The organism is Ruegeria sp. BG11, from assembly GCF_056538565.1.
Genome location: NZ_JBQFTH010000010.1, coordinates 196,562 through 223,265, shown reverse-complemented (window position 1 = coordinate 223,265; position 26,704 = coordinate 196,562). Strand labels below are relative to the sequence as shown.

Below are 26,704 nucleotides of genomic sequence, written 5' to 3'. Positions count from 1 at the left end.
ATCGGAACGCTGTTATTCTCATAAAAACCGCTATCCGCGGTCTTAATGTCCAAATCCGTAAACGGTTCTTTAATCGACATCAATTTCCTCCGTGTTGTCGATTTGATAGGGTGGAAGGCCGTTCTGTTTGCTGGCTCTTCTCTTATGTTTTTGCGGTGATCGCACCGGTCGTTCAGGCGCGCGGCTTTAAATCCTGACCCACTCAGGTTCTGTCGCGCCTTGAATTTTTCCTTGTGATTTCGATGTTAAACGGACACCAAAAAGGCGTCTTTGGTTATGTGGGTTGGTTGGGAAGGCTAGACACTCTTTGCGTGTGCGGTGCTCCGGATTCCGACCTTTTCGGTCGCAATGACGACGGATTCTGCGAGGCGCATTGCCGATAAGGGGCGTTTTGGCTGATCGAATTCGCCAAAAACGACATAAAGACACGTCAAACTCAATGTAAACTGGTGCTAGTTTAGCGTATTACCCAACGGGACGCTGTTCAGGGCGCCGCCTGCGCTTATAGTCTTTGCCAATACACTCTGGTCGTCTTGAAGAGGAGTGAGGGCGTGGATCACAATGTCGATATGCTGATCATCGGGGCCGGGTTTTCCGGGCTGACCATGGCGCTTGAGGCGCGCAAACGTGGCCTCCGCAACATCGCTATTCTGGAAAAGGCTGGTGATATCGGTGGGACATGGCGCGAGAATACCTATCCCGGTGTTGCCTGTGATATCCCCTCGCACCTTTATTCGATGGCCACACACCTAAACCCGAACTGGAGCCGCGCCTATGCGGAAGGAGCCGAGATTCAGGCGTATCTACAGGATGTTGCGCGCAAGGAAGGCCTTTACGACCTCTGTCATTTTCAGCAGGAGTTGAAGTCGGCCAAATGGGATGGCGCGCGCTGGCAAGTCGAGACGGAGTCGGGGCAGAGCTGGTCGGCGCGGTTTCTGGTCTCGGCCATCGGTGCGTTGCATCATCCCAGTGTTCCGGGCATCCAAGGGGCCGATAGCTTTCCAGGCCCGACGTTTCATTCTGCGCAGTGGGATCACAACGTCTCGGTCGCGGGCAAGCGCGTGGCGGTGGTCGGCACCGGCGCCTCGGCGGTGCAATTCGTGCCAGAGATCGCCAAAATGGCTCGTCATGTCACGATTTTTCAACGCAGCGCGCCTTATGTTCTGCCGCGTCCCGACGGCCCGATCGCGCCTTGGATACGCAGGCTCTACGCGCGGATTCCGTTGTTGCCGCGACTGCGGCGCAAGCTGATCTTCGCGCTGTTTGAATACCGTCATCGGGTGTTTCGCGGCGATCCGAAAATGGTGCAATACGCCATGAAGCTGTGGCGTAAAGAACTGGAGAGCGCCATTTCGGACCCTGCCGAAGTCGAGAAGCTGACGCCAGACTACCGGATTGGCTGCAAGCGAATCCTCAGCTCGAACGATTGGTATCCGGCGCTTGCGCGCGACAATGTCGACGTGATATCGCAAGCAGTCCGTTCGATTGAAGAAGACAGGATCATCGCAGCCGACGGCAGCGAAACGCTGGCTGACATCCTGATCTGGGGCACTGGTTTTCACGTCACCGATATGGTCGAACGCCTCGACATCACTGGGGCAGGTGGGCAGACATTGCGCAATGCATGGGCGAGGGGGATGCAGGCCAATTTGGGCACAGCGATCGCAGGATTTCCGAATTTCTTCATCCTGCTCGGGCCTTATACGGGCCTCGGCCACAACTCGGTCGTGCTGATGATTGAGGCTCAGGTCGGCCATATTGGTCGCGTACTGGATGGGATGCAAAGCCAAGGGCTGGAGGTGGTTGTTCCAGACCCCGCACGGCAAGCCGTATTCACCAAGGAAATGCAGGACCGTCACACTGATAGTGTCTGGCAGGTCGGAGGGTGTTCGTCGTGGTATCAAGACGCCGAAGGGCGCAACACGACTCTGTGGCCCGGAACAGTTGCAGAATTTCAAAAACGCATGGCACAATCCGGGTTGGAGCAATACGCCACGGTTCCAGCCGCAGGCAGCGAGGTTTGATATGACGACGCTTCTTATTCTACTGGCCGTCTTCGCGGTGTTTCTGCTGGCGATGAACCTGTGGACTCGGAGCCTGATGCGGGAGGGTTTGAAAACCGTTCCGCAGATGGGGCAAATCCTTCCGGTGCGCGGTGGGCGTATTCACTACGTGGAAAAAGGCGCCCCGAACGCGCAAACCATCGTGATGATCCACGGGTTGGCCGGTCAATTGCAGCACTATACCTACGCGCTGGTCGACAAACTGGCCGAGGAGTACCACGTGATCGCGCTTGATCGGCCGGGATGCGGGTATTCCACACGCGACAGCGCAGATCTGGCCCGACTGTCAGAGCAGGCGCGGATGATTGCCGAGTTTCTTGAAGCAAAAGAAGTCTCTGGTGCGATTCTGGTTGGGCATTCGCTGGGCGGAGCGGTGTCGCTCGCGATGGCGCTGGACTTTCCCGAAAGGGTAGGCGGGCTGGCGCTGCTTGCCCCGTTGACCCAAAAACTGCCGGGGACGCCGGCGGTATTCAAACCGTTGGAGATTCGCACGCAATGGCCGCGCCGCTTGATTGGCAACACGCTGGCCGTTCCCATCGCAGCCAAAACCGCACCGCACACATTGGGCGCAGTGTTCGACCCGGAAACGCCGCCTTCGGATTTTCTGGATCGCGCGGGCGGCGCCCTTGGCCTGCGCCCCTCGGCCTTTGTCACGGCGTCCGAGGATGTGATTGGCGTTGATCTCAGTATCTCCGAGCAAGTCGCCCGCTATGATGCGCTCCGGACGCCAGGTTCAATCCTCTACGGCACCGAGGATGCAATCCTGTCGGCGCCTCACCACGGCCCGCCAATGGAGCGCTTCGGGCTGGGATATGAGGTGATTGACGGGGCAGGGCACATGATCCTGATCACCGAGCCTGACCGCTGCGCCGCTTTCATCGCCGGTGTTGCCTCTGGGATTGCGGCCAGTGCTGCTCTGCCACAGGAGGGGCAGCCGACGAACTGAAAGAATCCGCAAGTAGGCGGTGTTTTCCCTCTTGACCCTCCCTGACCGCTCCCTTAAATCGCCTCTCACTTATGGCGGAGTAGCTCAGTTGGTTAGAGCAGCGGAATCATAATCCGCGTGTCGGGGGTTCAAGTCCCTCCTCCGCTACCAAATACCTCTCTCAATGCATTGTTTGTAATCTGGTATTTTGGGAGTTGCCTTAACCCTGCCGTCAATTTACCCACACCGCGCTCTAGGTTCTGCGTCGGAACGTTCGTAATTTAATGGATTGGCTTTTCTACACTCAAAGCTGCCCACCCTGAACGAATGCTTCCATCTTTTCGAGTAGGTTGCCTCGAATGCGCTTCTAAGAAAGTTCCACAATACTGATCTTAAGTATTCTCTGCAGATCCTAAGGTGATTGCTGTGTCAGAACCCCGTTCGCTTGGCTGACAGGCATATTGGGGGCCTCTGCGGCTATCGCGGACTTTCCATATTCGGGACGTGGTGGAGCAAGTGGCCGCTGGAAAAGGTGCTACATGCGGTCTGGGTCAAATTGCGAATGTGTATTTACGTTCCACTTTTTCGCCCACAAGTCCGCAAATTCTTTCATTAGTTCCGGCCTATCTTCAAGCAAAGCCATGAGTTGACAAGCGGCCCACATCGCCGCGTAGCCGTCGGCTTCTTCGCTTTCTAGCTGAAATGCGTTCATTGCAGCGGTGTAAGGGGTTGAGGGCTCGTGCATCTGCCAAACGGTTCCTTCAAGTCAATAAAAAAGAAAACCCTGACAAGAAACCAACGGCAACCCAAACTGAAGTAGCTGAAAAGGTCAAAGCAAGGTCCAACATCCATTCATCCCCCGAATTTCATTGCGTATCTCGGCCATCAGACTTTTCAGGCTAGGAATCGCATTCAACTGTTAACGAATACGGTTGAACACGCGGAAAACAGGCCGTTAACATTCGGTTCACGAATGGAGATTCGCAACCCAGCCGGGTCTGACGTCGCATCACCTTTGAGGCGATCCTGAGCGGCCCATTGTTTAGTGTGCAGCCTAATCTGACTGGTCCAAGTTGATTGATAGTGCATCATCGGCCTGTGATTCATCGCTACGATGGTTTAGGGCGCTGGCGGGCGATAGCCCAAATTCACTTTGGGGGCGTTTTGTGTTGTAGTGTCTCCTCCATTGTTCGATCAGGATTTGTGCTTTGCGCAGGTTGTAAAGATTTTGCCGTTGAGTAGCTCGTCCCTGACACGGCCATTGAAGCTTTCGCAGTATCCGTTCCGCCATGGGCTCCCAAATTCAACGTAAGCCGTTCGGGCGCCGAGGTCAGCAAAGGTGACAGTGCCAGGCCTGAATTCGAACTCACAGGATCTAAGTTCCGAGGGGTCTTAGTGCCCTTGTTTGTCTATCCCGAGACTGGCGTTTGGCGATATCGGTGTCGAAAACAGGTCAAAGGAACCCCGCCGCGTACGCAGCAGCAAGCGCGACCAAAATTTTTTCTAGACGGCCCACTTTTTTATCTGAATCCTCTTGAACCCTGCCAGCAACAATCGTAGACAGCCGCTCACCGATGGGGTGTAGCCAAGTGGTAAGGCAGCGGTTTTTGGTACCGTGTATCGTAGGTTCGAATCCTACCACCCCAGCCACCTTTTACAGAAATGCGAATTACCCATAAGCGTGCAAATTTCACTCGGTTCGTGCAAATCGATGTCAATAAGTTTGTCTACTCACACCGTTTCGAAGATTAACCATCATCTGTGCATTTCTATTGAAAGCGGAGAATACTAGTTTCCCTTAGAAAATTGCTGCTGGCTTTTTGTATCGAGCCACGGGTGATTGATGCAAAGGCCGCTTCTAAGGTTCGCTCCAGATTTGTTGATTCCGTTTCCAGATCTTCTCGCCAATTAGGCAATCATAGTCTGAGGGTGAGATGTATTGCGCCTTCATAACTTCTCCTATTGCTGGCGCTGACCCAATTTCCAGAACCAATTTTCGTCGTACGGCTTTCGCAAAGCCTTGCCAGTCAAGCACCGGGATTACGAATGAACTAGGTCCGCCCGTCACTCAGTTCTGGTAGTAGACATCAAGATCGTCGAGGTGCCACTGACTCCCCATACCTTCACGGGTCATCAGCGGTAATCCATTTAATGTGATCGACTTCGACAACACTGCCTCACGGGCTTGCAAAACCGGGCGACCCTGATTGTTAGGCCCGTCGCCAGATACGTCGATAACTTTACGCAGACCTTCGAATTCGTTCCCTTCGATCATCCTCGCCCCGAAGATCAAGGCCTCAGAGATTGAAGTGCGGCGCAAGGCGGGATCGAAACGCGTGGTCAGAACACTCGCAAAATCATCCAGATCAGTGCGCGTTTCTAACAGCTTCCACTCAACAACAACGTCTTGTGTTCCCGCCCACTCGACGTATGTCAAAGCCACCCGTTGCAAAGGTCCCGACTGAACAGCGGCGAAGACTTCATCCGACATCAATGCTGCGGCGTAACCCTGCCGCTGAATCTCGAGTTCTCGCTCATTCATCGACCTTGAAACATCGACAAGAAGGGCCAGTTCCAGATCGACTTCAGTTTTCTCAGATGCGAAAGGAGTTGCCGAGAGAGAGGCGATTGCGACAATTGTCAGGAGCAAGTTACGTAGCATCAGGTTAGGGGCGGCGCGATGCGCTGTTAAGTCAAGCTTCAAGTGGTTGATCAAGTTTTTGTGGAAAAAAATTCTACAACAAGACGGCTTGGTTCAATCGTTGGGGATACGAATGCTACTTAAGCGGAGTTACTGGTTTCAGCCCCAAACCGGACATTCATAACAAGACTTTGCAGTTTCCGAGATCAGGACAAAGCGGTCGATGACGAGAAGTCTAGAGTTTTCAAATTCCGGTATCGAAAATCGAAGGGCGCAGGGCATCCTCTTACCTTCGAACAAAAAAGGTCTGGCGAAGAAAAACGTACACCGTTCAAATTGAATTCATAAAACGCTCTATCTCCACTAGGGCTTTGGGCCAGGCAGGATCATACTCTGGCATTGTATTGTTTGCTGTCTCAAGGCCGACAAAGCGCGCATTCTCGATGCCGGAGGCGAATATCCTACCTTGTTCAACACTGTGCATCCTGTCTCGATTAGAATGCATGACCAGAGCCGGACAGGTGATCCGCAGAAGTAGATCGGTTACGTCGACCCCTGCGACTAGTGGTCCAATCTTGAGCCAATCCTGATGGTCCATTGCCACTTTCATAAATTCTGCATAAGTGCGCTGGTCATGCGGACTTGCGGTTGGGGCAAATGATTGGGCCATCAAGTCTCTTGCAGAAGGGTATTCATCGTTCCAGCCTTCAAGACTCATATCCATCACTGCTTGCCCAAGCGCGGCAATTCCGGGCTGTGAACGCACCGCGAGTCCTTGTGCAAATCCACCGAGCAGAACCAACCCCGAAACACGGTCAGGATTATGTGCGGCAAAAGCCGCCGCAATGGTTGCCCCAAAAGAAATGCCAAACAATGGAACTTTTTCGATCCCGGCTGCGTCCAGTACGGCCTCAACATCTTCGACGATTCGATTCAAAGACACATCCTGCACGCCCCGCTGGGACAAGCCATTGTTTCTACCATCAAACCGATAAAGGCAGTGATTTTCAGAAAGCATCGGCAACCACCCGGCGATGGTGTTCATCGTCCAATCGTATTCCAGATGCCTTAGCCAGTTTGGTGTGACCAGTAACTTTCTACCGCTTCCAGTGGATGTCCAGGCAAGCGTTGTACCGTCTTTTGATTTTGCAAAGCGGACGTCTTGAGAGTTAGCCAGCAGCTTGTTCTTTGCGCGTCTTTTGTCACCATCTAAATCAATAGAGTAGGCTTCCACTGGATTTGGAATTCCCTTCAACCGTATCGAGTTTTCTGGTCGCAAAGCAACCGCCAGCGAAGTTCCCGCGACTTCAGCAGCTGTCTTGCTGACGAAACAACTTCCAATATGTGCGCTGGACTGAAGGCGCGACGCAACATTCACGGCCTCTCCGAACAAGTCTGTGCCATTTGGCATTACGTCGCCAACGTGGAGACCTCCTCGAAGTGTTACGTCTTCATATCTCATCTGATTGAAAATCTGGCTGGCAGCATTAATTGCGTCTGTGGCTGCAACAAACTCAACCAAAGCACCATCTCCCATCAGCTTGAATATTCGTCCTTTGTTTTCATGGACCAACGGTCTGATCACATCGTTCAAATTGCGTTGTAGAGTGTTCAGCGTTGTCTCAGCATCCTCTGACATGCGCTTGGTATATTCGACGACATCGAGGCTTAGGATCGCAGCAATTTTCCGCTTCATCAGTCGATGTGATCCTTTTAGCTAAACCAATTCCTCTGAACCAAAATTAACAGACGAAAAGATTTTTGTGACCAAAACTTGTGCCTGGGCATTTTGCTAAACCTGCAAGTTCCCAAACTGGAGTCGAAAGATATTGACTGAACAAACTATCTTATCGGTTGGCGAAACCTAGAATTAAGGTGAAATAGTTAGCGCGTTTCGCGTTTCGCACAAAGGTTTACTTTGCAATATCCATTCTGAAAGTGTCAGCCCGTTGCTCTATTCATCTGTGACCGGGCGCAGCCCAAAGCAGACATGCCCGCTGCGTATGCTGAGCGGATAGTGGACGTTCTCGGCACCTTTCATCCAGATCCGCAATAGGAGCCAAATTGGTGTTTGTATTCGCTCGAATAGGGCGTATGAGGTACGTCAAGCGCGAATTCTGGGACATAAGTTGCGGGTTCGATGCGTATTTTACCCAAACTTTCTGCGCTGTCGCTGATCAAAATAGTTAAAGTGAAGCTTAAAGTGAAATAGCTGAATTTGGGGAGTCGTGTTTTGAGTCTCGTCTACCTGTGGGCATTTCTGGCCACGCTTGCCCAGATCACATTGGCTCTTGGCGTCACTATGCACGCCGTTTTGAAAAAGCGAGATACTCGTGCCGCAATCGGCTGGTCAGCGCTTGCTTGGCTTGCGCCGTTTGTGGGTTCGTTGGCCTATATCCTCTTGGGCGTTAATCGCATCCACCGGGCCGGAACGCGGATGGGCCTATCAGATATTATCCGTCAAATTCCCAGTTTCTCGCTCTCGGAAAGCGAGAGGGTTTTGTTTGAAGAGGCCAATGCTCAACTTCCTAACATTGCCGGGTTAGCCCGCGCAGGGGAAGGTCTTAGCGCAAAGCCGCTTCTGCCAGGAAACACGGTTCATTGTCTGCGGGACGGTGACGAGGCCTATCCGGATATGATTGCGGCTATTGATGCCGCCAAGTTTTCCGTTGGCTTGCTGAGCTATATTTTTGACAGCGACCGAGCTGGAGAGAAGTTCCTGAATGCTCTTGTTAGCGCCAAGGACCGAGACGTGGAGGTGCGCGTTCTTATCGACTGCGTTGGCGCGCGCTACAGTAAGGAGAACATGGTCACTCGATTGAAAGAGGTCGGGGTTGAAGCAGCGAGCTTTCTTCCCACAAGTGGGTTCTCCTCACGCCGCTTCTCAAATTTGAGAAACCACAGAAAAATCCTTGTTGTAGATGGCTGCATAGGATTCACAGGCGGAACCAATATTCGCGAAGCTCATTGCCTGAACCTCAATCCTGAGGGACCAACACAATGCCTGCACTTCAAGTTTGAGGGGCCGGTGGTAAGCCACTTTAAGCAAGTATTCGTTACGGACTGGGCCTTCACCACAGGTGAGCAGTTGAGTGGCCCGGCATGGTTTCCTGAGCTTGTGCGCCATGGCACAGTCTGGTCGCGGGGGATTTCGCACGGACCAGACGAGGATTTCGAGACGCTCAGTAAACTCATTTTTGCGGCGCTGTCGGCCGCGCGAGAACGCGCACGCATTGTTAGCCCTTACTTCTTGCCGGATTCTCGTCTTATAGAAGCCCTTTCAGTGGCGGCCCTCCGTGGCATCAAGGTTGAAGTCTACCTCCCTTCCGACAACAACGTGAAGATTGTCGAGTGGGCGGCCATGGGTCAGATCGGGCAAATTTTGGAACATGGTTGCCGTGTTTTCTTTACCAAGCCACCGTTCGATCATACGAAACTCATGCTCGTGGACGATGTCTGGGCTCTTGTTGGGAGCACAAATTGGGATCCCAGAAGCCTGCGATTGAATTTTGAGTTCAATGTTGAATGCTATCACCGAAAGCTGTCGGAAGAGCTCCATGCTATCCTGGACTCAAAAGCACTTGGCGCTCGGGAAATTAAACTTGAAGAGATCAATGATCTCCCGCTTTGGGCCAGATTGCGCAACGGGCTGGCGCGGTTACTCTCTCCCTATCTGTAGCAGGCAAAGCTTAGTTTGCCCCCAGATGCATTTCTGGAGGAGTTTGGTTCAAAAGAAGATCTACGTTTAACCAAACAAGAATTCGCGAATTGCCGAGTTGCGATCTCAGTCGCTCTGCGTTGTTTCTGGTGCTGCAGGTGCGACACGCGTGGGTCCGTCAGAGCGCGTAAACAAGTAGAACAACAACGCAACGAATACCAAAGCGGCGAAAACGACCACTCCAGACATTCCTAAGAGAGGAGCACGATGGCGCGAACCTTTGTTGTCGGGATCAGTGTTGTTGGCAGACATTGTATCTCTGGCCTCCAATGTGATCACCAACACTATCATTTTCAGTGCCTACAAACAAATTGAACTTCAAAAGAGCCCTCTACCCAGCTTTGCGCCGAATGGCAGATCATCAGCGGCAATTGGCATTTTTTAACAACTTTTGTGCCGTTGCATTCTTGGTATGGCATTTATTATCGGCGCAATAGTTACCGTCTTTCTTGTGGCTTGGGGCGCCATGCCTTGGTGGCGGGCACCGGGCCGCAATCGCAATGAAGACGACGACAAATAGCTTTGTCGATCACTTTAATACGGAAACAGTATCGGCGCGATTGTCACGGCGGCTATTCCGGTCAGCATGGTCAGCGGTAAACCAAGTTTTAGAAAATCGGAAAAACTGTAGCCTCCAGGTGCAACAACCAAGGTGACCACGGGCGTTGAAATGGGCGTAGAAAAGGAAGCCGACGCAGCAATCAACACGCACAGCGCCACCGGATAGGGTGAAATTCCAAGTGCTTCAGCCGCAGATATCGCAATGGGCGCCACGAGTACGGCGGACGCCGTATTGGAAAGAACCAAACCCAGCAAAGCGGTCAACACGAAGATGGCAGACATTACCGCTCGCGGGCTGGCATCGCCGACAAGGTACAGCAGCTGATCGACAATTATGTCGGATCCACCAGTAACTTGCAGAGCGTCCGCCAAGGGTAGCATCCCCGCAATAAGAACGAGGCTTGGAAGCTTGACGGCGCGATAGGCGTCCTCGGCAGATAGCGTGCGAAACACAACTGCTGCGACGGCGGCTATCAGTACCGCGGCGGTGATCGAAACAAGCTCAAACAAAGTGGCGGCGATCATTGCGGACATAATAAAAATCGCGGTCCAGAACCCTGAGGCCGCAGGTGGTATGGATTGCCGTTCCTGTGGAAATGACAGCAGAACGAGCGAGTCGTGCCGTTTGACGGCCCGATCCAACGCGTCCCAAGGTCCGGCGATCAGTAGTCGATCCCCGGATTGCAACGTTGCCTCCGATACATCCTCGACAGGTTCGCCATCTCTGACCAACGCGACGGTCTCGACGTCGTTCACCTCTATGCCGAGTCCATTGCTCACAGGTTTGCCAATCAAAGGGGACTCTGGATGAACCAAAACATCGGAAAACCCGATCTCTTCAATCCATGCTTCGATCGATTTTGCAGGGTCGATGCGCTCAGAAAAATCAGATCGCTGCACGAGGGTTTTTAGCGTCTCCTCCGGGCCGCGCACTAAGATGCGATCCCCGCGTAGCAACTCCATCCCAGTGCGGAACATTGCAGGGATGAGCCTACCTATTGCACCTAACCGCAGCCGGATCACTATATTGGCCTCGGCTCCGATCATCGCGGCGACGTCTTCCGCAGGAACTTTCTTGGCGACCACAAGAGTCTCAGACAGCTTATGGAGATCAAAAGACTGCCACATCCCGGCAAGGGTTGTCCCGGTCGTCGTCAAGTCCTCTTCCTGGGCTTCCGTGGCTGACCGAAGACGATGCCGGCCCCAAAACAGGATGAAAACAACGGCAACCAAAAGAACGAGTGCGCCGATCAGGAAAAAGGAAAACAGACCCAAAGGCTGATAGCCCTGAGCAACCAGTTAATCGCTGACGACCAGATTTGGCGGTGTGGCGATTAGGGTCAGCATGCCGCTGATCAAAGCGGCAAAAGACATCGGCATCAGAAGCCGCGCCTTGTCGTTTCCGGTCTGTTGGGAAATACGCAGAATGATTGGAATAAAAATAGCGACAACTGCCGTCGAACTCATGACGCTTCCCAAAAGGGCGGTGCTAACCATTATCAGGATCAGAAGATTAGTCTCTCGGCTGCCACCGTAGCGCATGATTGCGTCACCAACCGCGCGTGCCACACCGGTTCTGTCCAGCATTTCCCCCAGCACCAGAAGGCACGCCACAAGGATAACCACGCTGTTTCCGAAGCCCGAGAGGCTTTCCCCGATTGTCAGCGTGCCGCTCAAGGCAAGTGCGATGACCACTATCAAGGCGACAAAGTCATAGCGAACCCGATTGCTTGCCATCAGCACACCAGCGACGGCAATCAACACAAAGACAAAACCGGCCTCATTGGTCATTGCTTTATCCTCTTGAAACAACAGGCCGGCAATCGAGCCGGGTAAAGTTCAATTGGCTGCGTCAGCCATATCTACGCCTGCTTGCCGCAGCAATTCAAATTTCACAGCTGTTGCACTGACCTGTCGATAAAAGGCTATCAGCTGCCGGGTCGGGCCCTGGAGACGCGTCAAACCTACGGTGGCTGCGACGACCGTACCGACATCCGTGTTACCCTCCAAGACCTGCCAACCACCCACGACGAGAACCCCCACTGTCCCGGCGCCGTTAATGGCGCTGAGTACAAATTTCGAAGACAGCTTCCAGACGAATATCCGAGAGCGGGTATCGTAGATCTCGTCAAATTTAGGATTGATCTCTGCGGCCGAGCAATCAGGGTCAACAAGCCAGTTGGTGGCTTTGCGCAATGTGTGAACCCTGTCTGACACAAGGCAGTTCACGCGCATCTGGACGAAAAGGACAATAAAAACCTGAGGGATAATCATACCAATTGCAATCAGTCCCAGAGAGGGTTGATTGGCCGCAATATACCCGACAATCACAACTAGGGTTCCGGCCTGTACGATTGGTTCAGACAGAGCGCTACCAGAGAACTTTCCAACTTGTTCGGCTTCGGCCGACACCATTGTGGCCTTGGCACCATAGGCAACTTTCTCGGCCCCTGCGGGGATTTCGCGCGACAGATTGCAAATGCGCTTGCGCAGTTTGCGGATCATGTCTTCGCCCAGAACGCTCGATAGGTAACCCAGCACCCATTTCAGCGCCAGGCTCAGGATGATCACTCCACCCATTGCAACGCCGAGCCACAGCAATCCTGCGGGGCTAATGTTCTTTTCGGTCAGACCGTTCACGATTTCCTTTTGATAGTTCAGAGGAAACGCCGCTAGAGCGGCAATAGCCAGCGACAGAAGGATGTTGACCACCTGACGCTGTCCCGTTGTTCTCCAAATGGATCTATAAAATTCAATCACTTCACGTTCCCCTAACTTTCTTGCGGCACCCGTGCTGAACGATGCAGGTGTTGTAAACGCACTGTAACACTCAATTCCATTCGCATAAAAAGATGCGTCACCAATCAGCGGGCGCGATGAATTTCGAAGCCGCGAATTCTTGAAAGATCAACCGCTTTGACTTGATTTTGTGAATATAGGGACGGCCACTGATCCCCAGTTCTGACCTCGCGCAGCCTTGCCAACTGCTGTGCACGTTCACCACTCTAAACCCTAAGTGCGGATTCCGGAGCGCGCGCCTCTCCCACCCGTATATTTGATTTTTTGCATATTTTTCCATACACTGCGTCGCTAGTTTTAGTGTTTGGGGGAGCAGTCATGAGAACTCATTTTGAACCCACGATATTGTTGTATGCTGCAACAGCCTTAGCGCTTTCATTGGGAACGCAAGCCGCTGGCTTCGAAGGCGAAGTGCCTCCGGATACTGCGGTTCCTACGCAAACATATTCTCCTTTTGTTGATCGCGCTTATCCCGATCAGGTTCTCTTCGGTGATTTACATTTCCACACAGAAATCTCGTTCGACGCAGGGCTTGTCGGGACGTCCTTGAATATCCACGACGCCTTCCGCGTGGCGCGAGGGGAGCGGATAACTTCAAATACCGGACAACCTGTACAGCTCATCAGGCCACTCGATTTCCTCGCGATTACTGAACACGCGGAGATGTTGGGACTTGCAACCGCCGTTCGTGCAGCTGACCCTCGGCTTTTGGCTGACGATTGGGGTCGCTTGACCTACGAAAGGTTCAATTCTGGGCAAGAAGGTCGGATGGAAGCGTTTGCTGATATCATCGAAATCGCTTCAATCGAAGGGCGAGACCCGACCGCTGGATTGGATTTGGACGGTGACCTCTGGCAACAAATCGTAGAAACGGTCGACGAATACTACGAACCCGGCGTCTTTACATCGCTTGCGGGTTACGAATGGACATCCACACCGCGCGGAGACAACCTGCACCGCGTCGTGATCTTCGGAGATGGGGCCGACAAGACCAGCCGCACACGCCCATATACCTATTTTGAAAGCGAAGATCCCGAGCCGCTTTGGGACTATCTGGCTGCTTATGAGGAAGCGACGGGCGGAAGCGCCATTTCCGTTCCGCATAACGGGAATGTATCCAACGGAATAATGTTCGCACCCACCAAGTTTGACGGAACGCCCATGGACGCAGAATACGCCGCCAAACGTATTCGTTGGGAGCCGATGCATGAGGTGACCCAGATCAAGGGTGATGAGGAAACCCACCCATTCCTGTCACCTGATGATGAGTTCGCGGATTTCGAAACCTGGGACGTTGCGAATATCTCTGGAACAGTCGCAAAGAAACCTGAAATGCTGCGCTATGAATATGGGCGCTCCGCTTTGAAGGTCGGGCTTGAAGTTCAGCGGGAGACGGGCGTGAACCCGTTCAAGTTCGGCTTCTACGGTACGACGGACACGCACACCGCGCTCCCGACCACGCGGGAGGACAACTACTTTGGTAAGTACCAGCACACAGAGCCTTCGGCGAACCGTCACAACTTCGATGTAATCCCTGCCGAAGACCCGGCATTGCGTATCATTACGGCCCAAGAGTCGGCTGCGGGTCTTACGGCTGTATGGGCTCGAGAAAACACGCGTGAAGAAGTCCACGGTGCGATCAAGCGCAAGGAAGCCTACGCTACAACCGGGCCGAGAATGCGAGTCCGCGTCTTTGGCGGCTGGGGTTTCGATGCCGACGATCTGTACGCCTCGGATTTTGTGTCCAATGGATATCAGAACGGCGTGCCAATGGGCGGTGACTTGAAGAACGCGCCTGATGGGGTATCTCCCGGCTTCCTGATCCGTGCGCTGCGCGATCCGGATGGCGCGAACCTCGACCGTGTCCAAATCATCAAAGGCTGGATTGATGAAAGTGGCGAAACTCATGAGCGGATTTTTGACGCGGCCGTGTCCGATGGACGAGAAATTGGAGGGGATGGTCGCGCCCGCGAACCAGTGGGCTCGACGGTAGACATTGAAAACGCGACATACAGCAACTCAATCGGCTCCGTGGAACTCGCCGCGTATTGGCAAGACCCAGATTTTGATCCGGACAACAATGCGTTTTACTACGTGAGAGTGATCGAAATTCCAAAGCCACGTTGGACGACTATTGACGCAGCTTTCTATGATATCCCGTTGCCTGAAGCTGTCCCGGCAGAAGTCCAAGACCGTGCTTACACGTCACCGATATGGTATAGCGCCGAATAGTTGACTTAGTTTAGATGGCAAACCACTCATGGTTCGCTTAGACCGCCAGGGGTTTTACTAGGATTCAACCCTATTGGATGAGATGCCCCCATATCGCGAGTGCGCCCGCCTCTCGCTTTGGTGGATAGAACGAACGACTGGTCTGATGAAGGTGCGTCGGCGTATTTGAACCTGTAGCTACAACTGCTGTTGACCGCACGCTGAACTTTTCAAAGTCTGCTTTCTGCGTCTTGCCGGCATTAATGCACGGTGCAGCAATTTGCACCTTGGGCTCGATGCAGTCATTCGCCGCCATTCGGTCGAATGGCTACTATGCGCGCGATTATTGGCCGAAGCTAGGACATCACCTTGACCAACTCAATTTTGGTTGTTCTGAAAAAGCCTGGACAGCTAAGGTGGCACCGCGACAAAGCTAAACTCATAGCTTTCGCAAATATGCCCAAGAGACAAATCCCTTTAGACCACGCGCACGTTGCAAGGACACACGGCACCAACGGGTGTCGCCGGTCTGTTCGCAACTGTGAACTCGTAAAGCGGTTCCATTTGGAAGGCCCACTATCACGTTGAACCCTATTCCCGGTCCTGCACGCAATTTGAGCATGTCTCCGTCTTCAACGCCAAAAACCTCGTACTGTCCAAGAGAAGCTGCCGTTGCGGAATGAGTTAAGACAATGGTGCCTAGAAAAAACGCCACTAAGGGCAAGAAGATTGCACTTCGCATAACGTTAACCTGCCTGTTTCCTCAACTGCGATCTTAGCGCCTCTGATCATCAAGCGTAACTCCCTAACCAAAGAATGCGCACGTTCAAACCGACCATTGAACTAAGATTCTTGAGTATGCCTAAGGTCAGGTTTGGGCTCGCTCCTGCCGGTACTGCGTCATTGATGAGCGTCTGCCCGCATTACTGACATAATACAGTCGGGATACTTCGCGACGGCGAAACGTATCTCGCCCGCAAAAAGCAAAGGTTGGCCGGAGTCATCTCAACATCCGCTTTCGGAGCAATAGGGAGTCCTCGAAAAAGTCTTCGAGATGCAATGCTCGCGAAAGTCCGTCAAATCTGGGATGTCCTGGTATAGTTTAAATATTTACGGCATGTTCTGGCACTTGCAGTGGTGTTGTTCTTTGTTCTAGATTTGGGCGCCTATGCTTCCTGATTTTACGCTTGCATGCTTATGCTTCATGCGTTGCACGATTATGGTGTCTCGTTAATCTCGATTATCATTAAGATGATGTTTTAAATAGATATTTTAGAACAACATATGCAAGAAAATGCTGATTCGTGCACGCTTATGCTCAATCTTCAAAAAGCCAGGAAAATAAGGGGCGATAGAGCCCCCGGAAGATTCGATGTGTCACGGCATTCGGAAATTTTGACACATGCTGTGACACAGCCAGCCAGTAATCGACCCGGCGGTCGGTTGCTCTAACCCCGTTACCATGCTGGCCCCTACCTCATACGCCGCGGTCGTATTTATTGTTTCCGAAAACGCCTGCCAAAAAATCTATCAAACCAGTTCCTTTACCTGTCGCTGCGAACCGACCTCCCGCTCGACGCCGTGAAGCACGCAGCCGCGTTGCTCACCGTCCTCGAGCAGATGGAGAAAACACACGTGGACGCACTGATTAAAAATTCGCTGAAACCCGAGACCGCCAAAGCCGTTTCAGTGAGTTGGCCGATTGGCTGGAGATCCGACAGGTGGATCATGGTCGATGCGCTCCGTATCATCCTCAAACTCAGGGGAAGATCGAGCGCTGGCAACAGACCTTCAAAAACCGCATCTTGCTGGAAAATTACTACCTGCTCGGTGATCTAACGCAGCAGGTCGATGCCTTTTTCGATCATTACAATCACCGGCGCTATCACGAGAACCTGCAAAACCTAACCCCGGCCGATGTCTGCTTAGGGCGCTGCCAGACCATTCTGAAACAGCGATAAAAGATCAAACTGAAGACCATCGAAACCCGACGATTGCTTCACCGCAAATCCGCCGCATTATCACAACAATCAAATGAGCCAGATCCTTTCTTAGATCACGCCACCATCTGTCCCAAAATCCCTGACGACCGAAAGTAGCCAACATGGTTCGGAAGCGGCAATTTCCCCAGTACTACGAACTCTGGTTTTCGGCTTTTTACCGAGATCGCAGTATAAGTGTGCTCGGTAAATCCATGGCTTTGGCCGTTCCAAAAGTTGGCTACAAACCCGGTAAAACCCGATCAAGTTAACCTAATAAGGTTCCAAGGCTAAGATGTCACCAAAAACGGAGAAAGCGTCTCATCTGGCTGATAAACCTTCACCCATCCGGCAGCTGATATCGGGTTCGCCATGTCCAGAACCTGACCGAGATCCAGAAACGATATCGGCAAATTTGTGGCATCGAAGAGCTTGCCTAAGTCATGAAGATAGAGCCCAAGCATTGCGCTGAATACCGCAGATTGCGTAATAACCAGAACCTTCTCGCCTGCGGTAAGCATTTGCGAGATTCCCTGTGCGGTCAGATACAGTGTGGGAAGCCACGACAACAAAAGCTTATTTCCGGAAATCTGATAAACGGTCTGCGCGATGTCGCGGCCCGTAGCGGTCCGAATGTTTTGCAGATGCGGAGGAACGACATATACGATTCTGTCGAATTGGTACGTGCAACGCTCGATCATCGCGGCCAATTTGCCGCTTTGAAATGTTAGCTTTGGAAATCCGCCATCCATAAAGCGCCCCGATGTCATCCCTAGGCCGCGCTCCATGAACGCCAGCAGTCCACCGATTGCACCGCGCCCGATGATACGATCTTCTTCGCTCAAGGTTTCAAACCCATCCAGAATCTCGCGATGTGTCAGCATGCCATTGTTCAGGCTGAAACCAAAATCAATGGTATCAAAGCGGATGTTCTGGTCAGTGATCGTGGCGCAAGATCTCATACCTTCAATCAGCGCCTGCGTAAAGCACGTGTTAATATATATCCGTCTGTAGTGACCCGGAGCAATTGGGCGCCCGATTTCTTCTGGTTTTTTACGCCATCCGATCCTTAAAATCTGCTCCCAGAACCCGTGATTTATCTTGATGAAATATGGGTTCTTACCCTCCGACCGGACGTTTTCAATCGGCAAGATTTCCAGTTTCTCATCTACATAAGATGCAAAATCGCGGCTTAGGATTTCACGGCAGTATTTTCGAACTGGGGCACGCAGCTTCGAGCGGGTCAACCTGTTCATAAACAAGCGGCGGAACCGGCTGTTTGCGAGATGGTCCATTTGAACAGCGAGGAGCATGTCTTCCACAGCGTCTGAGAAGTTCTCCAGTGACTCCGGGGTCAAGGATTCGGGGCACTTAAAAGCCGCGCCTGTAGCCGCGTTCGAAAAGTCAGCGAACAAGTCATCGTTCATTTATTTATACACCCGAAAAGCAAAAAACCGTGCTTTCCAACCAGAGTTAGAGACAACTTACCCGAGGCAATTTATGCAAGAATCCGTCGAAGGTCCGACACTATTTCCTGATCAGTCAAACCGGCAACATCCGAATGCGTCGGAATGTTGATCAGGTGCCGGTATAGATCAGTAGCAACAGGTGTCGCTGCAACGGGTTGATAATATTTGCCAAAAGTAACGTGCTGGGCACGGGCAAGCGCTCCGAGAGCAAACGGACGGTCCGCCAGATATGCACGGCTCATGCAGGGTGTCGTATCATTCATTGGCAACAATGGTTTCAGACCTGCGCGGTCGGCAAGTTGATCAATGCGGTGCCCTTGAGTGATATAGTTCGGATGCCAGCTCTCGGCTGTCTCCAGCCGGTCCAATAAGAAGGCGCAGGAAATGTCAGATATCTTGGCGTTATTCAGCCATGCGGATGGCGGGTTGGGCAGATCCCCGTAGTCAAATAGGGTATAAAGGCTCTCTGCGCGCTCACGCGGTACAATTGCCAAGCCGCCCTCTCCAACGCCATATGGTTTGGTGTGGTGTAAACTGATTGCCTGCCATGGCCAGTTCGGCATGGAGGTCCCAAAACCAGCGGAATTGTCCAGAAGCAGGTGTTTGCCGGACGATTTTGCGCGTTCGATGAATGGCTCGAACATTTCAGGTCCTGCGCTTCCGAACGGATTGACGACAACCATTCCGTCCCAGTCCTGATCGTTTCGGGAATTTACCTGATCAAGATCTAAAAGGCCGCATTCATTGCAATCCAGCACTGTGGCAGAAGAAAAAAAGCCACGGCCAAGGTTGCGAAAGCTGAAAGATGACACCACCCATTGCAGTCTTCGACCTGCATCTTGTTCCAATAGCCTGGCTTGCGCTTCAAGTGCCAGCCCGCCGTTTGCGCAGGGGATCGCGACGACGTCGGAGGGCAAATTGCTATGGGCGGTCGCCGCGTTTTGGAACGACCGATAAACCGGCCCGCGATTGGCCCAGTGGTTTTGATCCGCACTCGCCTTAAGCAGATTTGCAACGCGATCATAATCCGGGGTTTTGTTTTCGATAAACTTTAACAATTGCTCACGCCCGCCCTTGTTTGCTGCCTGTTAATGTTTCACAAGAATACCCGCCGTACTCGTAGATTTGAGTGGTGAAGGCCCGAAACTTGTGCAAAAAGCACCGACAGTCAAGGCTTTTACTTAGAGTTACGCGATGAGCAGAAAATTTCTGATTTTTTCAGGACACAACGACCGAGCCGCAATCGCACTATGCCGTTATTTCGATGAAAACGGGTTGGATTTTGTTGTCGCTGCGCGTCCGGAAGCAGACGCGATAAGAAATAGCCGGTACCGCACCCGGATCGTCTTCACGCGACAAACGTTAGCCGTCGACTTGCAGCTATTTGCCAACATTTCCAGAGCCGTCGGAGGTGCGGATTTGATCTATTGCCCGACGACTGAATTTATCAACCTGTTTCTCCTGGAAAACCGTCAAGAGGCTGAAGCGCTGGGGTATATCCTTCCACTGCCAGATGCCGGTCTCTACCTAGAAATAACCAACAAGAAATCGGCGGGCGATTTCTTTCAAAGCGTGCCCGGCATTACGGTACCGCAAGAGATCGCAATGGATCAGGCAACCGCGCCATGTGTTCTTAAGCCACGTGAAAACAAGCGAGACGGCAAAATTCTCTACCCCCGCATCTGCAGAAATGACGTCGAACTGGAGCAGGCCCGCCCCTCTCACGACCCGACCGTGTATTTTGCGCAAAAGTATGTGGAGGGCGCAAGCCTCTACCTATGTGGCTGCATTGACTGTAACGGAGTTTTTGACTGCTTTTGGCAACGCAATCTCGGCCAACAACCAAATGGCAAATCAATCGTTCTGGCACGGGAAGAGTCGGAAGTTCCTGACGACCTGTTCGATTTGCAAGCTGCGCTTTTGACCCGCTTGAAACAGGCGGGATATTTTGGACCTTTCATGGTCGAAATCAAGCGCAATGGAAAAACCAACTATTTTGTTGAACTAAACCCGCGTTTCTGGGGGCCGCTGCAGCTATCACTTGATGTTTGCCCGGGAATTCTGGAGCGTTTCGTTCAGCTGTCCTTGCCCCAATTTGAAAGTTCCAGTTCCCGAAAGACCGATAACCCTTGCTATTACGCCTGGAAGGGGGGAATGGCCGAATGGGACGCGCTGGAAAGCGCCCTGGACGTGAACGAAGCAATAGCGAGGCAAGATGCGTGGGATGTATTCGAAAGAAAGGACTATGCGGATGCCAGACTCAGTTGACAAACTGTTTGCCGATTTGAATGCGGTGTCAAAACATTCTCACTACCAGGCACTGCATCCCATGATTCATGCGCAGTTCGATGTCCCCGACAGCTATAAGCCTCGCAAGCTGCTTGAGGCGAAACGCGATGATTTTGTGCGCAGTCATGTTTCCTTTGATGGGGCGAAGGTCGTTGATATCGGCGCTAATACCGGCTATTTTACGCTGGCCGCAATTGACCACGGCGCCTCACATGTGGATGCTCTTGAAGGCAACGCACGGCACGCGACATTTTTGCACCGCTGTGCCAAGGCGCTGGGGCTGTCCGAAAAAATCACCGTAACCAATCGATACGTCAACTTCAGTCCCTATGACTTGTCGGACTATGACGTAGCCCTTTGTTACAACGTTCTACATCATCTGGGCGACGATTTCCAATCCGGAACCGCCAAGCAAGACGCGCTCCATGAGATGGGTCAGGCGCTTAGAAACGTGGTTTCTCATAGTAAAACGACAGTATTTCAAATGGGATTTAACTGGAAAGGCGACCGCGCACTGCCCTTGACCACGCATGGCACCAAACGCGAAATCTTAGATTTCGTTACCTTAAGTCTGGATGGAATACCTTTGGATATGACCGTCGGTCTCTATGACCCTCAGACCGAAGCCTATCAAGCGCAGAACGACAACAATTTTGCCCGTTTGGATGCCCTTGGTGAGTTTGCAAACCGTCCACTGTTTATCATCAAAGCGATCTGAGTCCTTACGGCGTGTGAGCCCGGTCCGGCCCAATAGCTCATAGGCACATCGAGGTAATGAGATGAGAACCCCGCTATGAACACTGTCGATACATCTGCGACGTGCAAAATACTGGTGCCCGTGTATCGGTCGCTTACGCAGTTCGAGACCCGGATCGTCCGCCATAACCTTAGCCTGGTCTCAGGTTTCAAGGCCGCAATCATTGGTCCGTCAAGCAAGGCAAATCTACTTTCCGACACGGCCAAGGAGCTGTCTGGCACGCTCAGCAATGAAGTCGACGTAGAGTGTTTTGATGATCGCTTTTTTAAAGACGTCCACGCTTATAGCTGGCTACTTCTCAAAGATGAGTTCTATGAACGCTTTAATACCGAGGATTTCATTTTGATCTGCCAGACCGATGCGTTTTTATTTTCCGACAATCTGAAACACTGGTTGGGAGCCGGCTTTGATTTCGTTGGCGCACCGGTGTTCAAGGGCAAAGGTAAGCCCGAGTTTCCGCCGCAATTTTCTGGCATGATGAATGGCGGTTTGTCATTGCGGCACGTCGCAGGTGCGCGAAATGCCTTGAAACAGATATTGCTTTGCAAAAGCACCTCGCGAACAAGGTTGCTTGGCAAGCTTGGCCTGATGCGCATCGCAAATTTTGTCACCGGATTACTGGGCCGAACCATCGTTGTTGTACCCAAAAGGCCGTACGAAGATGTTGTCTGGACAGGGGAAATTGCCAAAGCGGTACCGGCTTTTTTCATGCCGCCTCCTGAAACAGCTCTTAAATTCGCGTTCGAATGCCTGCCGCAGTACCTGTTCAAGGAAAACGGCGAAGCGCTGCCTTTCGGGTGCCATGCGTTTGAGGTTTACGAACCGTTATTCTGGCGCGAACATTTCCCGGAATGGGCCCGCGAGGGGTTGGCCGAAACCAAAAAACAAAGCGGTTGAACGCGGCGCATTGTTGGACAAACAGCGTACAGTGCGATTGCCAACACGAGAGGCACTGATATAAAGAGTTCAAAAACATGCCGATACCGGAGAAGCAGATGTCAGGCCACACAGACCTTACACAGGCAGCTTGGCTGGAAAGCGACTTCAGCTATGATCAGACTCTGAACCTCTGGACACTGAAGGCGCGCGCTGGGGAATTTGGATATTCTGACGGCGATATAAACGAAGAATACCTGCTCGACACAATAAGGTCTGCCAAGGATCGTTCGGTCCTATCGGCGGAATTGTCACGCGGCATGAAGGACTGGCCGTCCGTTTACCACCTGCATCATCAACGCTGTAACGTCTTCCGCGCGATAACCCAGCATCTGGACGGGCCAATTCTAGAGATCGGAGCTGGTTGCGGTGTTCTGACCCGATTCCTCGGGGAACAGGGGTACCCGCTCTATGCGCTGGAAGGCAGCAATCGCAGGGCGACGATTACCGGTGAACGGTGCCGGGATCTGGAGAATGTACGGGTCATCAACGCAAACTTTCAGGATTTCAAACCTGATATTAGATTCAAGACCATCACTCTCATCGGTGTTCTGGAATATGCAAGGGTGTATTTTTCCGACGGCAGCGATACAGACCCGGTCGATCAAATGCTGCGCTCGGTATCAACCATACTAGAGCCCGACGGCGTTTTGATCATCGCTATCGAAAACCAACTGGGGCTAAAATATTTCGCTGGCTATCCCGAAGATCATTATGGCAAATCGATGTTTGGTGTCGAAGATCGCTATACCGACGATACGATCGTAACCTTCGGACGAGCAGAACTCAAAAACAGGATCGTGCAAGCTGGGCTAACTGAAGTTGAATTCGCCTACCCGTTCCCGGATTATAAATTTCCCCAGGCGGTATTGTTCGAACCGGCGCTCTCCTTGCCGGTTGCTACTCAGTTTGCGCCAATGGTTGCCGGAGCAAATGCCTCGGACCGGCAAAAGCCAATTGTTCAGAACTTCTCGATGCCCGGCGCAGTCAAATCAGTTATGAAAAACGGGTTGGGCGCCGATATGGCCAATTCCTTCATAGTGATTGCGTCAAAATCAGATGATACCATCCGGAAACCAGAAGATGCGCTGGCCATTTATTACGGCAATGGCAATCGTAAGAACGAATACTTGAAATCGGCAAAGGTATTTCAGGGTCCTGAAGGCTTGCGCATCGAGCGCAGTTTGCTGACCGATGTGCCGCAAGATCAAGAGCTTGATTTTAACCATGTCCTTGAGGATGAGGGTTTCGCCGAGGGAACACTATGGTCGGATGAATTTCAGAAAATCTTTCTCGACGAAGACTGGAAAATCGGAGATCTGGCAACTTGGGCGCAGGTCTGGGCTGCTGCGTTGCTGTCAGCAGCGGGAAAGGATGGCGAAGTCCTGACAGACAAGGATGAAGAGCTTCCCGGAAGGCTTCTGGATGCGTTGCCGAGAAACCTTGTTGTTGAGGCAGATGGGTCGACCAAGTTCTTCGACCTTGAATGGCAATCAAAAACGCCGCTGAGATTTGGGTTTCTTTTTGCGCGCGGGCTGACAGATTCACTAAGAAACTTGGAACTTGTGTCCCACAGCAGCCAGCCGACGGAAATTCTTGAAATCGTTGTTTTGGTCGCCAAGCATCTCGGCCTGGAATACACAAGATTCGAACTTGAAACGTATTTGGCACGCGAGAAGGAATTTCAGAACGCTGTATCCAGGTACCCGGTTGTTGAAAGCCGCCTACACTTCCTCCCAACCCGACCTTCAGAAAAGAAAATAATCAATCAGATTCGCCGTCGCCGCAAATGGTTTCGGAACAAGTTCAAGGTATCCTTGTTTTTTGGAAAACTTACCGGGCGCGGCAGGCATTGACCTGCCCCCCGAGGCTCTCTTATTCATAACGAGAGTCTACAGGTTTGGTTTCGTATTCTCTGTCGTCGGTTTGGGCGAACGCGCCGGGCGCTGAGCCGTCACATTGCTCAAGCGTCCGGCGTGTTACGGCGGACGTCTGGTTTCCGAGAGATGAGTATGGCTTGACCATTGCCGGGTGAGGCATAGCAGAGCAATGTCCTTAGAGGGTTGTAGTAGTCGTATCGCCAGAGCGCCAATTTGCGGCGGGCGTCACCCAGACTGTCGAACGTCTCCTCGTTCAGAAGTTTATCCAGCAAGCTGCCAATGAATGACTTGATGAAGGCATTCTGCTGGGGCTTGCAAGGATCTATGTAGTGCCAGTCCAAGCCGTTGTCGTTGGCTCATTTCAGGATCGCTCGGCTGGTGAACTCGGTTCCATTGTCACTGACAATGCTGGCCGGTTTGCCATGGAGCCGTACAAGCGCGTCCAGTTCTAGCGTAACACGGTCACCTGAGATGCAGGAGGCGGCCGTCAAACCCATGTTCTCGCGGCAGCAATCATCCTTTGCCGACAGAATACTGAACCTCCGCGATGCCTCGAAGGCGTCGGACAGGAAGTCCAAAGACCAGCGCTCGCCCGGCCTCAGCGCCTCAGGCATCGGTGTCCTCGAGCCACACGCCCGTTTCCGGCCCCGTCATCTTTACGCCCAGCCTCGCCTCTGTGTGAAACCAATATAGCTTTTTGTGGTTCACTGCGCACTCTTCGCGTTCCAGCATCATGTTGATCCGGTGAAAGGCAAACCGACTCCGCTAGGCAGCAATAGCCTTCATCTCTTTGCGTATCTCTGGGTCGGCAGGCGGACGGTCGGGCCTGACGGTTTTGGGACCGAAACCAAAGATCTTGCAGGCCCGATGTTGCGAGATGTCGTGATCCCGCATTTCTGGAAGCGTTGCATCCTGCCGTTCGCTTGATGTCGCCAGATCGTTCCCAGCCGGTCCTTCAAAACGACATTGCTCAACATGGTGTCCGCCCACAACCGCTTGAGCTTGGCGTTCTCATCTTCCAGCACCTTCAGCTCGGCAGCATCAGGCACTTCCATACCCCCACACATCGATTTGAACATGTAGAACGTGCCCTGGTTGAGACCGTCCTTGCAAAACATCTCGATCGTCGGCATCCTGGCTTCTTGGTCCTTGATCATCCCGACAATCTGTGCCTTGGTAAAATGGCTCTTTCGCATCCGTTTGTTCCTTCAAAAGGTTGAGCAAACTCTACATCAGATTGAGGGAAATTTCGGGGGCAGGTCAGTCTTTAAAGCAACCGAGTGGGGACTAGCTTTTCAACGGGTGCGACACGGCAATCTGTCGCTCCATAAAAAGAAGGTAGTTCGATACGAAATTCTTGGTCAGTATACCGTGCCGCTGTGATACACGCGCTCTAAGAAAGAAGGTATTTCATGTGCGGATAAGTAATGTCAGATGGAGCGCCACACCTGATGCACCAAGCAATTGAGACCCAAATCAGCGACCATTTTTGCCCAAAGACAAGATCTTTTTCGCCCAAGTATCAAATCACCCTTGTTTTCATAGGGGCGGGAACGCGTCTGTTTTTCTCAGCGGACGCTTAATAAGTCAGCATCAAAAATTCGAAGGTATTGACGTGCGCCCAATAATGGGGCTGTTTCATTCTATGGCGACACCGCAACATATCTTCCTCATACAGTTTTTCTGATCGGCCCCAGTTAGGGCCGACCGTTGGCTGCTTCTCAAATCTTTTCTCCTTGGCACGTTGTCGGTCGGTTTGTCTCACTTGATAGATGAGAGAACAGCTATGAGGACCGTCAAAATTTTACTCGTCACTGATCCCAACTTAGAAAACGGTGCTCTTACGCACAGGTTTACTGAATACCTGAAAAATTGTGCGAATCGCGACTGGCCAAAGAACTCGTTGGAGATGATGAACTCTTGGCTGATCTAGGCGGAGGTGATTTCGATGAAGTCGCTTGCGAGTTATCGGATGGCGCCTTGCCAACTTGGGATGATAGGCGACGTTTCAAAAATCGAGTTCAGTGCATTCTACAAGGCAGAGCTGAAGCCTTAGGGCATGGGCATCTCTCTGAGAAAGAAATCCAGCGACTTCGTACAGTCAATATGGGCGTTGAAAACAAGGATGAATTCTATCGACTTTGGGTCTCAATTGCTTAGCGCATCAAACCCGTTATGAACCGCAAGGTAATGAGACCCATTTCGTCAGTATTGTCGCCCATACGCAAGGTCATTTGCGCCCACAAAAAGAAACTCTTGGGTTTGTAGGTGAGAAAAGGCGCCGGGTCTTTGATCGCTGAGACCTTTTTTAGTGCGAGTTGGGAGGTATACACCAAAATCTCGCGAGGTTTGTACCAACATCGGAACATTGGCCAGTTGCACGGATCGCATCTGCAAGCGTCATTCCCTGACGGACAAGCACATCAACTTGCCGCAGCTTCTGAACTATTTCCTCTTGCTTGTGTCTCTTGTTCGA

General features: G+C 52.2%; 16 protein-coding genes, 2 tRNA genes and 4 pseudogenes. 12 read left to right on the top strand and 10 right to left on the bottom strand.

Going from position 1 to position 26,704, the window contains the following annotated elements:
* The 4 genes from ACR0JF_RS17265 to ACR0JF_RS17250 form a co-directional block, all read left to right on the top strand.
* Window positions 1-197: hypothetical protein (locus ACR0JF_RS17265; RefSeq protein WP_480669585.1), on the top strand; the 197-nt coding region annotated here is incomplete at its 5' end.
* A 354-nt stretch (window positions 198-551) separates the two neighbouring features.
* Window positions 552-2,024, top strand: coding sequence for a flavin-containing monooxygenase (locus ACR0JF_RS17260; protein WP_170662338.1), 1,473 nt, complete (start codon window positions 552-554; stop codon window positions 2,022-2,024).
* A 1-nt stretch (window position 2,025) separates the two neighbouring features.
* Complete coding sequence (locus tag ACR0JF_RS17255; RefSeq protein WP_170662336.1) at window positions 2,026-3,009, top strand: alpha/beta fold hydrolase; 984 nt, start codon at window positions 2,026-2,028, stop codon at window positions 3,007-3,009.
* A 73-nt stretch (window positions 3,010-3,082) separates the two neighbouring features.
* Window positions 3,083-3,159, top strand: a tRNA-Met gene (locus ACR0JF_RS17250).
* Between the two features lie 883 nt (window positions 3,160-4,042).
* On the opposite strand, the gene ACR0JF_RS17245 is transcribed toward ACR0JF_RS17250, so the two are convergent.
* Window positions 4,043-4,279: an integrase core domain-containing protein gene (locus ACR0JF_RS17245; protein ID WP_480669584.1), complete on the bottom strand. Its 237-nt coding sequence runs from the start codon at window positions 4,277-4,279 to the stop codon at window positions 4,043-4,045.
* Between the two features lie 284 nt (window positions 4,280-4,563).
* Here ACR0JF_RS17245 and ACR0JF_RS17240 point away from each other — a divergent pair.
* Window positions 4,564-4,638 (top strand) — tRNA-Gln (locus ACR0JF_RS17240).
* Window positions 4,639-4,846: 208 nt separating this feature from the next.
* Here the strand turns inward: ACR0JF_RS17240 and ACR0JF_RS17235 are convergent.
* Both ACR0JF_RS17235 and ACR0JF_RS17230 read right to left on the bottom strand, forming a co-directional pair.
* Window positions 4,847-5,650, bottom strand: a pseudogene (locus tag ACR0JF_RS17235) (DUF1194 domain-containing protein).
* A 310-nt stretch (window positions 5,651-5,960) separates the two neighbouring features.
* The gene (locus tag ACR0JF_RS17230) at window positions 5,961-7,325 is read right to left on the bottom strand and encodes an alpha/beta fold hydrolase (protein WP_170662334.1); all 1,365 of its coding nucleotides are present in this window, start codon (window positions 7,323-7,325) and stop codon (window positions 5,961-5,963) included.
* A 537-nt stretch (window positions 7,326-7,862) separates the two neighbouring features.
* Between ACR0JF_RS17230 and ACR0JF_RS17225 the strand changes: the two genes are divergently transcribed.
* The gene (locus ACR0JF_RS17225; protein WP_480669583.1) at window positions 7,863-9,308 is read left to right on the top strand and encodes a phospholipase D-like domain-containing protein; all 1,446 of its coding nucleotides are present in this window, start codon (window positions 7,863-7,865) and stop codon (window positions 9,306-9,308) included.
* A gap of 573 nt (window positions 9,309-9,881) precedes the next feature.
* On the opposite strand, the gene ACR0JF_RS17220 is transcribed toward ACR0JF_RS17225, so the two are convergent.
* The 3 genes and pseudogenes from ACR0JF_RS17220 to ACR0JF_RS17210 all read right to left on the bottom strand — a co-directional run bounded on the left by ACR0JF_RS17220 (window position 9,882) and on the right by ACR0JF_RS17210 (window position 12,620).
* A complete protein-coding gene (locus ACR0JF_RS17220; RefSeq protein WP_480669586.1) occupies window positions 9,882-10,871 on the bottom strand; it encodes an SLC13 family permease in 990 nt (329 codons plus the stop codon).
* 60 nt (window positions 10,872-10,931) lie between these two features.
* Window positions 10,932-11,699 (bottom strand): annotated as a pseudogene (locus ACR0JF_RS17215) (SLC13 family permease); the annotation flags it as partial.
* A gap of 48 nt (window positions 11,700-11,747) precedes the next feature.
* Complete coding sequence (locus tag ACR0JF_RS17210; protein ID WP_480669582.1) at window positions 11,748-12,620, bottom strand: ABC transporter transmembrane domain-containing protein; 873 nt, start codon at window positions 12,618-12,620, stop codon at window positions 11,748-11,750.
* 405 nt (window positions 12,621-13,025) lie between these two features.
* Between ACR0JF_RS17210 and ACR0JF_RS17205 the strand changes: the two genes are divergently transcribed.
* The gene (locus ACR0JF_RS17205) at window positions 13,026-14,939 is read left to right on the top strand and encodes a DUF3604 domain-containing protein (RefSeq protein WP_170662326.1); all 1,914 of its coding nucleotides are present in this window, start codon (window positions 13,026-13,028) and stop codon (window positions 14,937-14,939) included.
* A gap of 418 nt (window positions 14,940-15,357) precedes the next feature.
* On the opposite strand, the gene ACR0JF_RS17200 is transcribed toward ACR0JF_RS17205, so the two are convergent.
* Window positions 15,358-15,660 (bottom strand): SH3 domain-containing protein, encoded by a 303-nt coding sequence (locus ACR0JF_RS17200; RefSeq protein ID WP_170662324.1) that lies wholly within the window; start codon window positions 15,658-15,660, stop codon window positions 15,358-15,360.
* Between the two features lie 946 nt (window positions 15,661-16,606).
* Between ACR0JF_RS17200 and ACR0JF_RS17195 the strand changes: the two are divergent.
* Window positions 16,607-16,879, top strand: a pseudogene (locus tag ACR0JF_RS17195) (integrase core domain-containing protein); the annotation flags it as partial.
* A 308-nt stretch (window positions 16,880-17,187) separates the two neighbouring features.
* Here the strand turns inward: ACR0JF_RS17195 and ACR0JF_RS17190 are convergent.
* Together ACR0JF_RS17190 and ACR0JF_RS17185 are read right to left on the bottom strand one after the other, a co-directional pair.
* The gene (locus tag ACR0JF_RS17190; protein WP_170662320.1) at window positions 17,188-18,324 is read right to left on the bottom strand and encodes a hypothetical protein; all 1,137 of its coding nucleotides are present in this window, start codon (window positions 18,322-18,324) and stop codon (window positions 17,188-17,190) included.
* A gap of 71 nt (window positions 18,325-18,395) precedes the next feature.
* Entirely contained in the window at window positions 18,396-19,424 is a 1,029-nt protein-coding gene (locus ACR0JF_RS17185; RefSeq protein WP_480669581.1) for a DegT/DnrJ/EryC1/StrS family aminotransferase, read from the bottom strand.
* Between the two features lie 136 nt (window positions 19,425-19,560).
* Here ACR0JF_RS17185 and ACR0JF_RS17180 point away from each other — a divergent pair, with 136 nt between their 5' ends.
* From ACR0JF_RS17180 to ACR0JF_RS17165, 4 genes are all read left to right on the top strand, one after another.
* On the top strand, window positions 19,561-20,634 hold the full coding sequence (locus tag ACR0JF_RS17180) for an ATP-grasp domain-containing protein (protein ID WP_170662316.1): 1,074 nt from the start codon (window positions 19,561-19,563) through the stop codon (window positions 20,632-20,634).
* On the top strand, window positions 20,618-21,373 hold the full coding sequence (locus ACR0JF_RS17175) for a class I SAM-dependent methyltransferase (protein ID WP_480669580.1): 756 nt from the start codon (window positions 20,618-20,620) through the stop codon (window positions 21,371-21,373). Before ACR0JF_RS17180 ends, ACR0JF_RS17175 begins: the two co-directional genes overlap by 17 nt.
* Before the next feature lie 75 nt (window positions 21,374-21,448).
* Complete coding sequence (locus ACR0JF_RS17170) at window positions 21,449-22,309, top strand: DUF5672 family protein (protein WP_170662312.1); 861 nt, start codon at window positions 21,449-21,451, stop codon at window positions 22,307-22,309.
* 77 nt (window positions 22,310-22,386) lie between these two features.
* Window positions 22,387-24,204 carry a methyltransferase domain-containing protein gene (locus tag ACR0JF_RS17165; protein ID WP_170747582.1) on the top strand — a complete coding sequence of 606 codons (1,818 nt, stop codon included), beginning with the start codon at window positions 22,387-22,389 and terminating at the stop codon, window positions 24,202-24,204.
* Between the two features lie 19 nt (window positions 24,205-24,223).
* Here the strand turns inward: ACR0JF_RS17165 and ACR0JF_RS17160 are convergent.
* Window positions 24,224-25,424 (bottom strand): annotated as a pseudogene (locus ACR0JF_RS17160) (IS3 family transposase).
* Window positions 25,425-26,704 lie beyond the last annotated feature (1,280 nt).